Source organism: Erwinia persicina, assembly GCF_014838825.1.
Classification (GTDB): Bacteria; Pseudomonadota; Gammaproteobacteria; order Enterobacterales; family Enterobacteriaceae; genus Erwinia; species Erwinia persicina_A.
Window position 1 is genome coordinate 75,511 of the sequence record NZ_JACYMO010000008.1, and the last position, 14,742, is coordinate 90,252.

General features: G+C 55.9%; 14 protein-coding genes. 5 read left to right on the top strand and 9 right to left on the bottom strand.

Going from position 1 to position 14,742, the window contains the following annotated elements; translation table 11 throughout:
- Positions 1-13: 13 nt before the first annotated feature.
- The 8 genes from IFU29_RS17315 to dacB form a co-directional block, all read right to left on the bottom strand.
- Positions 14-451, bottom strand: coding sequence for a hotdog fold thioesterase (locus tag IFU29_RS17315; protein WP_191935021.1), 438 nt, complete (start codon positions 449-451; stop codon positions 14-16).
- Complete coding sequence (gene dhbA / locus IFU29_RS17320) at positions 426-1,184, bottom strand: 2,3-dihydro-2,3-dihydroxybenzoate dehydrogenase (RefSeq protein WP_191935022.1); 759 nt, start codon at positions 1,182-1,184, stop codon at positions 426-428. Before dhbA ends, IFU29_RS17315 begins: the two co-directional genes overlap by 26 nt.
- Complete coding sequence (locus tag IFU29_RS17325; RefSeq protein WP_191935023.1) at positions 1,184-2,038, bottom strand: isochorismatase; 855 nt, start codon at positions 2,036-2,038, stop codon at positions 1,184-1,186. Before IFU29_RS17325 ends, dhbA begins: the two co-directional genes overlap by 1 nt.
- A gap of 18 nt (positions 2,039-2,056) precedes the next feature.
- Positions 2,057-3,670, bottom strand: coding sequence for a (2,3-dihydroxybenzoyl)adenylate synthase (locus tag IFU29_RS17330; RefSeq protein ID WP_191935024.1), 1,614 nt, complete (start codon positions 3,668-3,670; stop codon positions 2,057-2,059).
- Between the two features lie 11 nt (positions 3,671-3,681).
- Positions 3,682-4,857, bottom strand: a complete 1,176-nt coding sequence (locus IFU29_RS17335; protein ID WP_191935025.1) for an isochorismate synthase — start codon at positions 4,855-4,857, stop codon at positions 3,682-3,684.
- 252 nt (positions 4,858-5,109) lie between these two features.
- Complete coding sequence (gene pmrB, locus IFU29_RS17340; protein ID WP_191935026.1) at positions 5,110-6,165, bottom strand: two-component system sensor histidine kinase PmrB; 1,056 nt, start codon at positions 6,163-6,165, stop codon at positions 5,110-5,112.
- On the bottom strand, positions 6,162-6,824 hold the full coding sequence (pmrA, locus tag IFU29_RS17345; RefSeq protein WP_191935027.1) for a two-component system response regulator PmrA: 663 nt from the start codon (positions 6,822-6,824) through the stop codon (positions 6,162-6,164). The genes pmrB and pmrA overlap by 4 nt, the downstream gene beginning before the upstream one ends.
- A gap of 4 nt (positions 6,825-6,828) precedes the next feature.
- Positions 6,829-8,262, bottom strand: a complete 1,434-nt coding sequence (gene dacB / locus IFU29_RS17350; RefSeq protein WP_191935069.1) for a serine-type D-Ala-D-Ala carboxypeptidase — start codon at positions 8,260-8,262, stop codon at positions 6,829-6,831.
- 249 nt (positions 8,263-8,511) lie between these two features.
- On the opposite strand from dacB, the gene greA reads away from it, so the two are divergent.
- Entirely contained in the window at positions 8,512-8,994 is a 483-nt protein-coding gene (gene greA, locus IFU29_RS17355; RefSeq protein ID WP_062744462.1) for a transcription elongation factor GreA, read from the top strand.
- 154 nt (positions 8,995-9,148) lie between these two features.
- Here the strand turns inward: greA and yhbY are convergent, their stop codons facing one another.
- Entirely contained in the window at positions 9,149-9,442 is a 294-nt protein-coding gene (gene yhbY / locus IFU29_RS17360; RefSeq protein ID WP_062744461.1) for a ribosome assembly RNA-binding protein YhbY, read from the bottom strand.
- Positions 9,443-9,570: 128 nt separating this feature from the next.
- Between yhbY and rlmE the strand changes: the two genes are divergently transcribed.
- The 4 genes from rlmE (at position 9,571) to glmM (ending at position 14,510) form a co-directional block, all read left to right on the top strand.
- Positions 9,571-10,200 (top strand): 23S rRNA (uridine(2552)-2'-O)-methyltransferase RlmE, encoded by a 630-nt coding sequence (gene rlmE / locus IFU29_RS17365; protein WP_191935028.1) that lies wholly within the window; start codon positions 9,571-9,573, stop codon positions 10,198-10,200.
- 114 nt (positions 10,201-10,314) lie between these two features.
- The gene (ftsH, locus tag IFU29_RS17370; protein WP_191935029.1) at positions 10,315-12,249 is read left to right on the top strand and encodes an ATP-dependent zinc metalloprotease FtsH; all 1,935 of its coding nucleotides are present in this window, start codon (positions 10,315-10,317) and stop codon (positions 12,247-12,249) included.
- Between the two features lie 85 nt (positions 12,250-12,334).
- Entirely contained in the window at positions 12,335-13,174 is an 840-nt protein-coding gene (folP, locus tag IFU29_RS17375) for a dihydropteroate synthase (RefSeq protein ID WP_191935030.1), read from the top strand.
- A gap of 1 nt (position 13,175) precedes the next feature.
- On the top strand, positions 13,176-14,510 hold the full coding sequence (gene glmM, locus IFU29_RS17380; protein WP_191935031.1) for a phosphoglucosamine mutase: 1,335 nt from the start codon (positions 13,176-13,178) through the stop codon (positions 14,508-14,510).
- Positions 14,511-14,742: the final 232 nt, after the last annotated feature.

Consider the following 14,742-nt stretch of genomic DNA (forward strand, 5'->3'; position numbering starts at 1 on the left):
CCGGCAGGCCGGTTCAGCCAATAATAGCGGTGGTGAGCCGGGCCATACAGCACAACTGATCCTGACCGTTAACGATCTCAATCTGCCACACCTGATTCAGGCTGCCGCGATGCAGCGCGCGGCAGACACCGCGAACCGTTCCGCTGTAGACCGCGCGCAGATGGCTGGCACTGACTTCAATCCCTACCACGTTCTGACCCGGCTGCGAACAGAGCCATCCCGCCATGGAGCCCAGGGACTCCGCCAGCGCCACAGAAGCACCGCCGTGCAGCAGTCCAAAAGGCTGCTGTGTCCGGGCATCCATCGGCATGGTGGCTTCAAGCCAGTCCGCTTCCAGGCGGGTAAAGACCATTCCCAGACCAGCAATAAGAGTACCTTCAGCCATCTTATTCAGTTCTGCCAGGCTGCTTTGCCGTTTCCACATATCAGGCACCGAGGGTCGCTCCGCCATCGACGACAATATCCTGCATCACGATATGGCTGGCGCTGTCCGATGCGAGGAACAGCACCGTACTGGCAATCTCCTGTGGCTGAGCGATTTTCTGCAACGGAATGCCCAGTTTGTACTGCTCGGGGTAGCCGGCAATCATCTGCTGTTCGTCTTCCGGCGTATGCCACAGGCTCCGCTGCATCGCGGTGTCTGTGGAACCTGGTGATACGATATTACAACGTACGCCAAACGGAGCCATTTCCAACCCGACGGTGAGGCAGAGACTGCGCAGGGCAGCCTTCGATGCGCCGTAGGCTGACATTCCGATACGTGGAGCATGGGCAGCATTAGAGGCGATGGTCACAATTGCCCCGGCACGCTGCTGACGGAACCGTGGCAGCGTTTGCTGGAACAGGTTAAACGCACCGCCAGCGTTGACCGCCAGGCATGCCTGCCAGTCTTCCACCGCGAGTTCTTCGGTGGTGCCGGTGCGTAAAATGCCCGCGGCATTCACCAGCACATCCAGGTGCGGCGTTTCCGCCAGCAGGCGTTGGCAAACCTCTTTCACCTGCCCGGCATCAGCAACGTCGACAAGGGCGCAGCGGAACGGGTAATTGCCGGACGCAAACTGCCGATCCAAACCCACCACGGAGGCACCCGCAGCAACAAACGCCAGTGCAGTGTGATAACCAATCCCCTGGCCTGCACCGGTGACCCATACCTGCCTGCCGCTGAAGTCAAAGCTGCATGACATTACGCACTCTCCCGTGAAAGCAGTGCCCACCAGCCGTCAATCGTGGGGTTCTTTGCCAGCGCGATAAAATCGATATCGCTGTGCGCCTGGCGCCAGCGGGCAGCCAGGGCCATCATGCGTACGGAATCCAGTCCGTAGTCCACCAGATTTTCACCGTCTTCAATGCCTTCGCTGTCCTCATCCAGCAGCGGTATCACCACAGCGCGTAGTTGTGCTTTGCTTTGTGGCAGTGGCAGCAGGGTTTCTGTCATGACGACGCGGCCGCTGCGGCCAGCGGTGTAGGTCAGCGACATCATGTGCTCTTCGCGGCTAAAGTCAGCCAGGGCATCGGCCACCATAAATGGCCTGATGTTGCGCATAAACGCATCCGTAGCGGTAGTGAGACAGCCGATATGTGCATACACACCGCAAATAATCAGCTGATCTCGTCCGCTTTCATGGAGGATCGACTCCAGGGGGGAGCGATGGAACGCGCTGTAGCGCCATTTGACCAGCACCTGGTCATCGTCGTCCGGTGCCAGGGCTGCTACCACTTTCTGCTGTTCAGGATGTCTGTTCAGTCCCGGTCCCCACATATCATTCAGCAGAGCGCGATCTTCGGCACTTTGTTCGTTCGGTTGTGCGGTGTAGAAAACCGGGATCCCCTGAGATTTGCAGTATTCACGCAGACGGGCGATGTTGGCCACCACCTGCTCGATCAGAGGGCTGCCTTCGCCCCAGAAATTGAGGAAATATTCCTGCATATCGTGGATCAACAGTGCGGCGCGCGCTGGCTCAAATGCCCAGTTGACCTTGTTAGTCGGCAGTTCGGCTGCGGTTGGCAGCGCGTAAGAATGTAGCGTTGGGATCGCCATGATGTCTCTCCTGAAAAGTTATCCGTTTTGCTGAGTGGCCAGCTGCTGGCGCAGGCGTTTTTTGTCGACTTTCCCCACCGGGGTCAGCGGCAATGCCTCTACGCACTCAATACGATCCGGCAGTTTAAATTCGGCCACACCCAGCTCGCGCAGGTGACGTCGCAGTACCACCGGCTTAAGCGCACGGCGTGCGACAATAAAGGCGCAGCTTTTTTCACCCATCAGACTGTCTTCCATCGACACCAGGGCCGCATGGATCACATCTTCGTGGCGCAGCAGCAGATTTTCGACCTCCTCCGCGGCGATCTTCTCGCCCCCCCGGTTGATCTGATCTTTCTCACGGCCCTGCACGGTTATGTAGCCATCTTCGGCGATAGCAATCAGATCGCCGGAGCAGTAGAAGCCCTGCGCATCAAAACTGGCGGCATTATGTTCCGGGCTGTTGTAGTAACCCCGGAAGGTATAGGGACCACGCGTCATCAGACGGCCGGTTACCCCTGGGGGCAGCGGGTGCCCCTGTTCATCGGCAACCCAGACTTCATCATCGTCAGAAATGGGGCGGCCCTGTGTGGTGAGAATATGCGACAAGTCATCATCAAGGCGGGTGTAGTTGACCAGACCTTCCGCCATACCAAAGACCTGCTGTAGCTGGCAGCCGATGTCCGTCTGAATGCGTGCCGCCAGCGATTCGCTGAGTCTTGCCCCGCCTACCTGTAGCAGGGTGAGTGAGGCCAGCGCCTGGTTACTGCCCCACTCCTGAATCGCCTGTAACCACAGGCTGACGGCCGGTGGCACCAGCGCGGCGACGTTGACCTGATGCTGTTCAATCAGCGGAAAGCAGAGGCTGGCGCTGGGATCGTTTGCCATCACCACGCAGCCGCCAGCGTAAAACACGCCGAGGGAGCCTGGCGAACTCAGGGCATAGTTGTGCGCAGCGGGCAGGGCATTCAGGTAACGCGTCTGTTCACTGAACTGACAAATTTCGACGCTGCCCCTGATGCTGTAGTAATAATCATTGTGGGTACGTGGGATCAGCTTCGGCGTACCGGTGCTGCCGCCCGACAGCTGGAAGAAGGCAACTTCATCGGCGGCAGACGGGCAGGGAGTGAATTCCCCGGTCCCCTCGTCAATCATGCCTGACAGTGACAGCGCAGCACTGTTATCGTTGTGCATCGCTATCACCTTCAGTGCCGGAATCTCCTGCTGAAGCTGAGTCAGATACGCATCGCTGGCAAACAGGCTGTGCTGCCGGTCTGCAATCAGCAGGGCGGGCTGGATCTGCAGCGCATAGGCGCTCAGTTCATTGCGCTGATGGCTGAACAGCGCATTCACCGGGGCGACACCCATTTTCAACAGGGCGAAAAACGTCACATAGAATTCAGCAACATTACCCAGTTGTACCAGCGCCGTGTCGCCGCACCGCAGGCCGCGGCGCTGTAACGACGCGGCCAGCCGATCTGACTGCTGAGCCAGATCCTGATAGCGGAAGCGGCGTGCGCCATCAATAACAGCAATGTCGCTGCTGTTGGCATGGCGTTGCAGGATGTCCGTGAGCGGCAGATCCAGCCAGTAGCCTTTAGTACGATATCGGGCGGCCAGGTCCTCCGGCCAGCGGGTATAAGAAATTGTCATGACAGCACTCTTTAGTTAAGGCCAAATGCCCGTAGCATGGTGTTCAGTTTGACACCGGTTTCCCGCCATTCCGATTCCGGGCAGGAGGCCGGCACAATACCGGCTCCGGCAAACAGGCGAACGCGATTGCCGTTGACCTTTCCGCAGCGGATGGTGACGACCCATTCGCCGTTACCCTGCTCATCGCACCAGCCGACAATACCGCCAAACAGGCCACGATTGAACGGCTCCAGTTCGGCAATCAGTTGCTGCGCAGTGGCGTGGGGGAAGCCGCTCAGGGCCGGCGTCGGATGCAGCAGGCAAGCCAGCGAAAGCGCGGTATCGGCTTTATCCCTTGCTTCGCCTTCAATTGCCGTCCCCAGATGCCAGAGCGTTGAGGTGGTCAGCAGTTCGGGCGTGGACGGCAGCACGAGGTGGGCGCTACGCGGCTGTAACACATCGCGCATGGCATCGGTCACCAGCTGATGCTCGTAGCGATCCTTAACCGAGGCCATCAGCTGCTCACCTGCAAGACGGTCTTTCTGCGGATCGCTGTCGCGACGGGCAGAACCGGCCAGGGGATGGGTGTAATAGCGGCTGTGGTGCTTGCGCAGCAGCAGCTCAGGGCTGGCACCGAGCAGGGAGCCCCCTTCCGGCAGCGGAACGTGGAAGTTATAGCTTCCCGGGTTCTGCGTCATCAGTCGCGTCATCAGGTTGGCAATGTCTACCTTTTCCGCAGTGACAATCTCCATCAGTCGGGACAGCACCACTTTATCCAGCTGCTGTGCGCCAGTCGCGGCAACGGCCTGGCTGACCATCTGCATAAACGCCGGCTGCGCTGGCAGGGCAGTACGACGAACCACCTCAGGTAACGGGCTTTTTGGCGCACCCATTTGCTGCAGAAAGGCGTTGCTATCGAAGTACTGGCTGGATTCCGGGATAAACAGCGAAGAGGGCTGGCTGGGATCAAAAGGGATGGCCCCGACGACGATCGGCTTTTCAATTCCCTGACGTTTCGCCTCAAGGAATCGCTGGCGGATTTCCTGCTGGAATACACCTTCCAGCGCCTCTCCCCCGAAAGCCGGGGTGGTGACGGTCGTAAAGCAGCCCTGTGCGGCCAGACTGCGCCAGGGAGACATAAAGAAAAAGCCACTGGCGGCGGCCTGTGAGGCAAACTTCAGCGTGCTGTGTGACGTTAACGATTCCATCGGGCATCCTCATTTAAATGATAAACGTAGTAATAACTATTATCATTTGCTTTCAGAGCCAGTAAGCTACGTCGATTAACACAGAGTGTCAATAAAGGTAAATTAATTTAGTTATCGTAAGGAATTTTTTACACAGGTAGCGTTATGTGCCGCTATGACTGAGTTTATCAGCGGAATGACCGGAAGAACGATCCCACACAAAAGGTAAGCATGACTGATTGGATCAGGCAGAATGGCGTCAGGGCAGGGCAGCTAATCGAGATGAGCGGGCAACCAGCAGCCTGCGTTAAGGCCGCTGCGGTCGCTGCGGTTGGTCAGGCTGAGGTGACCATGATGAATTTGCACAATACGCTGGACGATATTCAGCCCCAGCCCACTGCCACCGTAGCGCTGGTCCATCCGTCGGAAGGCTTTAATCGCCTCATTCACCGCACCGGCATCAATCCCGGAGCCCTCATCGCGGACGGTGGCCCGGCTGCCTGATTCATGATCTTCGAGCAGTAGCGTCACCGTGCTGCCTGCGGGGCTGTAGCGTGAGGCATTTTCCAGCAGGTTACGCAGCATCAGCCTGAGAAGTACGGCATCGCCCTGAACCGTACGCGTGGTGGTGGTGGTGATGGTCAGGGTCTGCTGCCGCAGCGCCAAAAGTTCATCCATTTCCTGCCGCAGAGGATCGATGATCTGGTGCCAGCTCAGCGTCTGATAATGGCCGCTGGCCAACGCTTGCCCCGCACGGGACAGCATCAGCAGTTGTTCAATGACATGCATCAGCTGGTCGATGCGCTCAACCAGCATCGGTCCCTGTTTAACCCCTTCCTGCTCCAGCAGCTCAAGGTGCAGGCGCAGGCCTGCCAGCGGCGTTCTCAGCTCGTGTGCGGCATCGGCGGTGAACAGGCGCTCCTGCTGCAGGGTGTGGTCCAGACGGCCCAGAAGCTGGTTCAGCGCCCCGGTGACGGCAACGATTTCATCCATCTCTGAATGTAGTGGCAGAGGAGAAAGATTGTCAGCAGAACGGGCGACCAGGCTTTTTTGCAGAGAGCGCAGCGGGCGGATAATCCAGCTGATGGCCCAGAAAGAGAGCAACAGGGTAAAGCAGACCATCACCAGCGACGGTAGCAGCAGCGAGGCAATCGCCTCCCGGATTTCATTTTCAACGTGGTCATTACGCGCGTGGGCAGAAAGCGTTTCATTGACCAGGAAGCTGATCTGCTCTCGGCTTTCGTGCCAGAGCCAGAAGGCACTCATCAGCTGACAGCTGAGAAGGATCAGCGCCAGCATCATCAGTAAACGCCGACGCATACTGTTCATTCGCGCTCTTCCAGCCGGTAACCCACGCCCCGCACGGTTTTAATGCGATCTTTCCCTAACTTACGGCGCAGATTGTGAATATGCACTTCAAGCGTGTTAGAGCCATTATCATCCTGCCAGCTGTAAAGATCCTGCTGCAGGGTTTCCCGGTGTACGGTTTGCCCGATGCGCATCAGCAGGCGGGTCAGCAGGGAAAACTCTTTCGGTGTGACCTCAACGGGGTGGCCATCAACCACCACCTGCTGGGAAGAGAGGTTCAGCGCAATATCACCGTGCTGTAGCAGGTTGTCGCTTCGGCCCTGATAACGGCGGATCAGCGCGCGGGCACGGGCCTTAAGCTCCACCAGGGCAAAGGGTTTAATCAGATAGTCGTCTGCGCCGGCATCCAGGCCCTCAACGCGATCGGATAGGGCATCGCGTGCCGTCAGGATCAGGACCGGCAGGTCGACATGCTCCTTGCGCCACTGCCGCAGCAGGTCGGTACCATCACGGTCCGGCAGACCGAGATCCAGCACGATGAGACTGTACTGACCGCTGTACACATACGCCACGGCCTGGGCGGCGTTGACAGCGCAATCCACAGCATAACCCTCGCCCGTAAGGGCAAGGGTTAATCCCTGTTGGAGCAGCATATCGTCTTCAACGATCAGTATTTTCATTAGCTCAGTTGTTCTGATAAATGTCTTTGTACAGACGGCTTTCGAAGCGGACCAGCGGGATACGGCGCTGGCGCTGATCCTCCGGTGGCACGGCATAACCAGACAGGAACTGCACAAACGCGACGCGCTGGCCGCTGGCTGTGGTCATAAAGCCTGCGAGGTTATATACCCCCTGCAGAGAACCTGTCTTAGCCGACACTTTACCATCGACGCCCGCTTCGTGCAGGCCACCGCGATAGCGTAATGTTCCGTCGTAACCGGCCAGCGGCAGCATGGAAATGTAATTCAGCTGGGCATCATTCTGCGCGATATATTGCAGCACCTGCATCATGGTCGCCGGTGAGATCAAATCGTGACGTGACAGGCCCGAACCGTCAACCTGAATACTGTTGCCCATATCGATATTTGCCTTCTGACGCAGGATCTGACGCACGGCATCCGACCCTGCACGCCACGTTCCCGGCACGCCAAAGCGTTCATGGCCAATGGTGCGGAAGACGGTGTCAGCGATCATGTTGTCCGACTTCTTCAGCATAATCTTAAGCAGATCGTGCAGCGGTGCGGACTGCGCTTCGGCCAGCACGGTTCCGGGTTGGGTCACCAGCGTCTGTCGGACCAGATGACCAGTATAATCAATCCCGGCATTCTGCAGCTCGGCTTTCAGGATCGCACCGGCATAGCTGGCCCCATCCTGAATGGCAAAGGCCAGCGGTAAGGGTTCAGCTCGCTGTGTCAGGCAGCCGGTAAGCGTAAAGCGATTCAGCTCTCCTGGCACCACGTCCAGTTCACAGTATTGTGCATCTGGAGAACCCTTAGCCAGCGTGCGCACTTCGCTGAACATATTGACCGGATACCACGATGCGACGCGAATAAAGGCTTTATCGCCTGGCGTCGGAGCGCTGTACAGTGAAATGGAAAAGCAGTTACGGTCAACAATGGCCGCGCCCGGTGGGGCACTGAAGCATTGTGTCATATCATTCCACGGCCAGCCCGGCGCTTTGTCGTGACTGGCAAACACCGAGGTATCAATCACCAGGTTGCCATCAATATGTTCAACGCCTTGTTTTTTCAGCGCACTGACCATATTTCGCAGATCCTGCCTGGTCAGCGTAGGATCGCCACCAAATCGGGCGACCAGGTCACCGCGCAGCGTATTACCGCTGAGGCTGCCCTTCGTTTCCAGCTGCGTATGGAACCGGTAATCCGGGCCAAGCTGTAGCAGGGCAGCGAGCGCGGTGATCACCTTCATGGTACTGGCCGGTAAGGCCATCTGTTGGCTGTGATAGTCGATCGATGGCGTGGTAGCGCCAATCTTCTGCACAACCAGCGCAAGGTTCGCACCATCGGGAAGATATTGAGTATAGTCTTCCACAGGCGCAGCCTGCGCTTGCAGCATAAATGCGCAGGTAAAGCCGGTAACAATTCGTGAAAATCGCATAATCTCGCGGTAACTGACAGGTGATGCTGTCATACTACGGTGCATTGCGGTGCAAAGTAAACGATGACCCCCAGTGAACTCTGGGGTAAAATACGTATCAAATTGCAAAATCGATCCTGGCCTGGAGCTTGCTCCGGGTCAGGCTTCTTTCGTTTCAAATCAGTAGTAAGCGCCGCAGGACGCCTTTTCTGCATGCCACCCGTCAGGATGACGACACTTTGAACAGGACAGATTTTAAGAGGTATTGAGATGAACCAGATTCCGATGACGTTAAGGGGCGCGGAAAAACTGCGCGAAGAGCTCGAAGAGCTGAAAACCGTTAAACGCCCCAGAATTATTGCCTCAATTGCTGATGCGCGTGAACACGGCGATTTGAAAGAAAATGCCGAGTATCACGCTGCCCGTGAAGAGCAGGGGTTCTGTGAAGGCCGCATTCAGGAAATTGAAGCTAAACTGTCTAATGCGCAGGTGATTGATGTCACCAAAATGGCGGGCAATGCGAATGGCCGCGTTATTTTTGGTGCCACGGTGACCGTGCTGAATGTCGATACAGATGAAGAGTCAACCTACCGTATCGTGGGGGATGACGAAGCCAACTTTAAACAGAATCTGATTTCTGTAAATTCACCGATGGCGCGTGGCCTGGTGGGTAAAGTGGCGGATGACGTTGCCATTATTAAAACCCCGGGTGGCGACGTGGAATATGAAATCATAAAAGTGGAATACCTCTGATTTCTTCCCTGCCAAAATATCCGGTGTATTGCTGAATGTTTTGTAAAGATAAGAAAAAGGCCGCTGTGCGGCCTTTTATCAGAGTCAGGAGCATGGCACTTTCTCCCGTCCTGAGCTTAAGATGGGCAGATCGGTTCGAAAACCGATCGACTTATCAACGCGGAATGGCGATCTTGCGTTCCTTCGTTGGACGGTACAGCACCAGCGTCTTGCCGATAACCTGCACATTAACTGCACGCGTTTCGCGCACGATGGCCTCGACCACCAGGGCTTTCGTCTCACGATCTTCTGTGGCGATTTTCACCTTGATAAGTTCATGGTGCTCAAGGGCTTGTTCGATCTCGGCCAGCACCCCTTCGGTCAAACCATTGTTGCCCAGCATAACAACGGGCTTCAGAGGATGGGCCAGGCCTTTCAGGTGCTGTTTTTGTTTGGTACTCAGATTCATCGTATTTTTTACTTACATTGGGATTGAAAACGGGTCATTCTACCGCCATCTCTGGTGTATCACCAAATCGGCAACGCTGATTTGCGCGGTTTATTTATCGCATACGTTGAATCATAGTTGGAAATTGTATGACTGGTAAAAAGCGTTCGGCCAGTTCCAGCCGCTGGCTACAGGAACACTTTAGCGATAAATATGTGCTTCAGGCACAGAAAAAAGGGCTGCGTTCGCGCGCCTGGTTTAAACTTGACGAAATACAGCAAGGCGATAAGTTGTTCAAACCCGGCATGACCGTGGTTGACCTCGGCGCGGCTCCCGGCGGCTGGTCGCAATATGTTGTAACGCAGATTGGGTCAAAAGGTCGCGTCATCGCCTGTGATATCCTGCCGATGGATCCTATCGTCGGTGTCGATTTCCTGCAGGGCGACTTTCGTGATGAACTGGTGCTGAAAGCCCTGCTGGAACGCGTAGGGGAGACCAAAGTTCAGGTTGTGATGTCAGATATGGCACCCAATATGACCGGTACGCCTGCGGTGGATATTCCCCGTTCAATGTATTTATGTGAGCTTGCGTTAGCAATGTGCCGTGACGTTCTGGCACCTGGCGGCAGCTTTTTAGTGAAAGTGTTTCAGGGAGATGGCTTTGAAGAATACCTCCGGGAAATTCGCTCCCTGTTTACGAAAGTAAAAATTCGTAAGCCGGACGCTTCGCGCTCTCGATCGCGTGAAGTGTACATTGTAGCGACAGGGCGCAAACCTTAACCCGAATAACTGGAACGGCTGTCAGCACCTCAGCGGTTTCAAGTATGAAGGATATGGCGTACCCTACGCTGTCTGTTAACACAGTTGTAATATGAGGTTAATCCCTTGAGTGACATGGCGAAAAACCTGATTCTCTGGTTAGTCATCGCAGTCGTGCTGATGTCTGTATTCCAGAGCTTTGGGCCCAGCGAGTCGAATGGCCGTCGGGTTGATTATTCAACCTTCCTGTCGGAAGTGAACCAGGATCAGGTCCGCGAGGCACGTATTAACGGGCGTGAGATTAACGTAACCAAAAAAGACAGTAATCGATACACGACCTACATTCCCGTCAACGATCCCAAGTTGCTCGATAACCTGTTGACTAAAAATGTGAAAGTAGTGGGCGAACCACCAGAAGAGCCGAGCCTGCTGGCGTCGATCTTCATCTCATGGTTCCCAATGCTCCTACTGATTGGTGTCTGGATCTTCTTTATGCGTCAGATGCAGGGCGGCGGCGGAAAGGGCGCGATGTCCTTCGGCAAGAGCAAGGCCCGCATGTTGACCGAAGATCAAATCAAAACCACCTTTGCTGACGTTGCCGGTTGTGACGAAGCAAAAGAAGAAGTTAGCGAGCTGGTGGAATACCTGCGTGAGCCAAGCCGCTTCCAGAAACTCGGCGGTAAAATTCCGAAAGGCGTACTGATGGTCGGTCCTCCGGGTACCGGTAAGACCTTGCTGGCGAAAGCAATTGCTGGCGAAGCAAAAGTACCTTTCTTTACCATTTCCGGTTCTGACTTCGTCGAAATGTTTGTTGGTGTGGGTGCATCCCGCGTCCGTGACATGTTTGAACAGGCTAAAAAAGCAGCGCCGTGCATTATCTTCATCGATGAAATTGATGCAGTAGGCCGTCAGCGCGGTGCCGGTTTAGGCGGAGGTCACGACGAACGTGAGCAGACCCTGAACCAGATGCTGGTTGAAATGGATGGCTTCGAAGGTAATGAAGGTATCATCGTCATTGCTGCGACTAACCGTCCTGACGTTCTTGACCCGGCTCTGCTGCGTCCAGGTCGCTTTGACCGTCAGGTGGTGGTTGGCCTGCCAGATGTGCGCGGACGTGAACAGATTCTGAAAGTCCATATGCGTCGTGTGCCACTGTCTACCGATATTGAAGCCGCCATCATTGCTCGTGGTACGCCTGGCTTCTCCGGTGCTGACCTGGCTAACCTGGTCAACGAAGCTGCCCTGTTTGCTGCCCGTGGCAACAAGCGCGTGGTATCGATGGTTGAGTTTGAAAAAGCCAAAGATAAAATCATGATGGGGGCAGAACGTCGCTCCATGGTGATGACCGAAGCGCAGAAAGAATCGACCGCTTATCACGAAGCAGGCCATGCGATTATCGGTCGCCTGGTGCCAGAACACGACCCGGTTCACAAAGTGACGATTATCCCACGTGGACGTGCACTGGGTGTGACCTTCTTCCTGCCTGAAGGTGATGCGATCAGCGCCAGCCGTCAGAAACTGGAAAGCCAGATTTCCACGCTGTACGGTGGCCGCCTGGCAGAAGAGATTATTTACGGTGTGGAACATGTTTCTACCGGCGCGTCTAACGACATCAAAGTCGCTACGTCGATTGCCCGCAACATGGTCACACAGTGGGGCTTCTCTGAGAAACTGGGTCCGTTGTTGTATGCAGAAGAAGAGGGTGAAGTTTTCCTGGGTCGTTCTGTTGCAAAAGCCAAGCATATGTCTGATGAAACCGCGCGTATCATCGACCAGGAAGTGAAGTCTCTGGTTGAAGTGAACTATAAACGTGCCCGCGTGATCCTCGGAGAAAATCTGGATATCCTTCACTCGATGAAAGATGCCCTGATGAAGTATGAAACGATTGATGCTCCACAGATCGACGACCTGATGGCACGTCGTGAAGTGCGTCCGCCAGCAGGCTGGACAGATCCGGGTAGCAGCAGTAATTCTGATAGCAATGGTACGCCGCAGGCACCGCGTCCGGTCGATGAACCGAATACGCCAAACCCAGGTAACACCATGTCAGAGCAGTTAGGCGACAAGTAATACGTTGCGCTGTAAACTGCAGTAACGATGAACCCCGGCGATGTCCGGGGTTTTTTTATACCTGATTTACCGGAGACCCGCTGTTATGAAGCTGTATGCCAGAGATTCTGTGCTCGACCTTTCGCATCCTCACGTTATGGGGATCCTGAATGTCACCCCTGACTCTTTCTCTGACGGCGGCAAGCATAACGAGTTAATCCAGGCACTGACGCACGCCAATGAGATGATTAACGCCGGGGCGACGATTATTGATGTGGGTGGCGAGTCAACGCGTCCCGGTGCAGTGGAAGTGAGCGTTGAGCAGGAGCTGGAGAGGGTTATCCCGGTGGTAGAAGCCATTGCGCAGCGTTTTGAGGTGTGGATTTCAGTCGATACGTCAAAACCGGAAGTGATCCGCGAATCCGCCCGCGTAGGCGCGCATATCATCAATGATATCCGTTCCCTGCAAGAGCCTGGTGCGCTGGCCGCTGCTGCGGAAACCGGCCTGCCGGTCTGCCTGATGCACATGCAGGGCGAGCCAAAGACCATGCAGCAGGCACCGCATTACGCGAACATTTTGCGCGATGTGGATAATTTTTTTGTGACGCAAATCGCCCGCTGCGAAGCCGCCGGGATCAAAAAATCGCAACTGCTGCTCGACCCGGGTTTCGGTTTCGGTAAGAATCTGTCCCACAATTATCAACTGCTGGCGCACCTGGGCGATTATCACCACTTTGGTCTGCCGCTGCTGGTCGGTATGTCACGTAAGAGTATGGTGGGCCAGCTCCTGAACGTGGGTCCATCGCACCGCCTGACGGGCAGTCTTGCCTGTGCGGTAATAGCCGCGATGCAGGGTGCCCATATTCTGCGCGTACACGATGTGAAAGAAACCGTAGAGGCGATGCGTGTCGTCGAAGCCACACAGTCTGCAAGGGAAGAAAAATAGAATGAGTGAACGTAAATATTTCGGTACAGACGGCATCCGCGGCAAAGTGGGTGAGTCCCCCATCACGCCTGATTTCGTGCTGAAGCTGGGTTTTGCCGCCGGTAAAGTGCTGGCGCGTCATGGTTCCAAAAAAATTATCATTGGCAAAGACACGCGTATTTCCGGCTATATGCTGGAGTCGGCGCTTGAAGCTGGTCTGGCGGCCGCCGGCCTGTCGGCGGCGTTCACCGGTCCGATGCCTACCCCTGCGATTGCTTACCTGACCCGCACGTTCCGTGCAGAGGCCGGTATTGTTATTTCTGCCTCGCACAATCCGTTTGATGATAATGGCATTAAATTCTTCTCTACCGAAGGCACTAAGCTGCCGGATGAAGTGGAGGAGGCGATTGAAGCGGAGATGGAAAAACCGATTACCTGCGTGGAGTCTGCTGAACTGGGCAGAGCCAGCCGCATCGTGGATGCCGCCGGGCGTTATATTGAGTTCTGCAAAGGCACCTTCCCCAGTGAACTGAGCCTGAACGGCCTGAAAATCGTGGTCGACTGTGCCAACGGTGCCACCTATCACATTGCGCCAAACGTGCTGCGTGAGCTGGGCGCGACGGTGATTGCTATCGGCGTACAGCCGGACGGCATGAATATCAATGAAGGGTGCGGGGCGACCGACCTGCGCCTGCTGCAGGAACGTGTTCTGGCGGAAAAGGCCGATGTAGGCCTGGCCTACGACGGTGACGGTGACCGCATCATGATGGTGGATCACCTTGGCCATAAAGTCGACGGCGACCAGATCCTCTATCTGATCGCCCGTGAAGGCCTGCGTCAGGGCCAGCTGCGCGGTGGTGTGGTGGGAACACTGATGAGTAACATGGGCCTGGAACTGGCGCTGAAACAGTTGGGTATTCCGTTTGCCCGGGCGAAAGTGGGCGACCGCTACGTGCTGGAAAAGTTGAAAGAGAAAGGCTGGCGACTGGGGGCTGAAAATTCCGGCCATGTGATCCTGCTGGATAAAACCACCACCGGCGACGGAATTGTGGCGGGACTGCAGGTGCTGACGGCGATGGTCCGCAACCATATGAGCCTGCATGACCTGTGCAGCGGGATGAAACTGCTGCCGCAGATTCTGGTCAACGTGCGCTTCAGCGGCACCCACGATCCGCTGGAAGATGCCACCGTGAAGGCCGTCACGGCAGACGTCGAAACCGAACTGAAAGGGCGCGGCCGCGTGCTGCTGCGTAAATCCGGTACGGAGCCGCTGATCCGCGTGATGGTGGAGGGGGAAGACGAAGCGCAGGTCACCGCCCTGGCGCACCGCATCGCCGACGCGGTAAAAGCGGTATAACCCTTTGCAGTAGCGCGAAATAAAACATCGGCCCAGGGCGGGTATAGGAAGTGTGGACGGTTTTTTTTCCGGTCGTCCATACTTTATTTTCGCGTATCCTTTCCCGGTGACGGGCTGAAAACAGGCTCAACCCGATAGTAAATTCACCATTTCGCTGATTTTTTCCTCACTCGGCGAGCGCACATAAAATTGCCCTTGCACGGGCGGACGCCTTTGGTTAGTATTCACACCC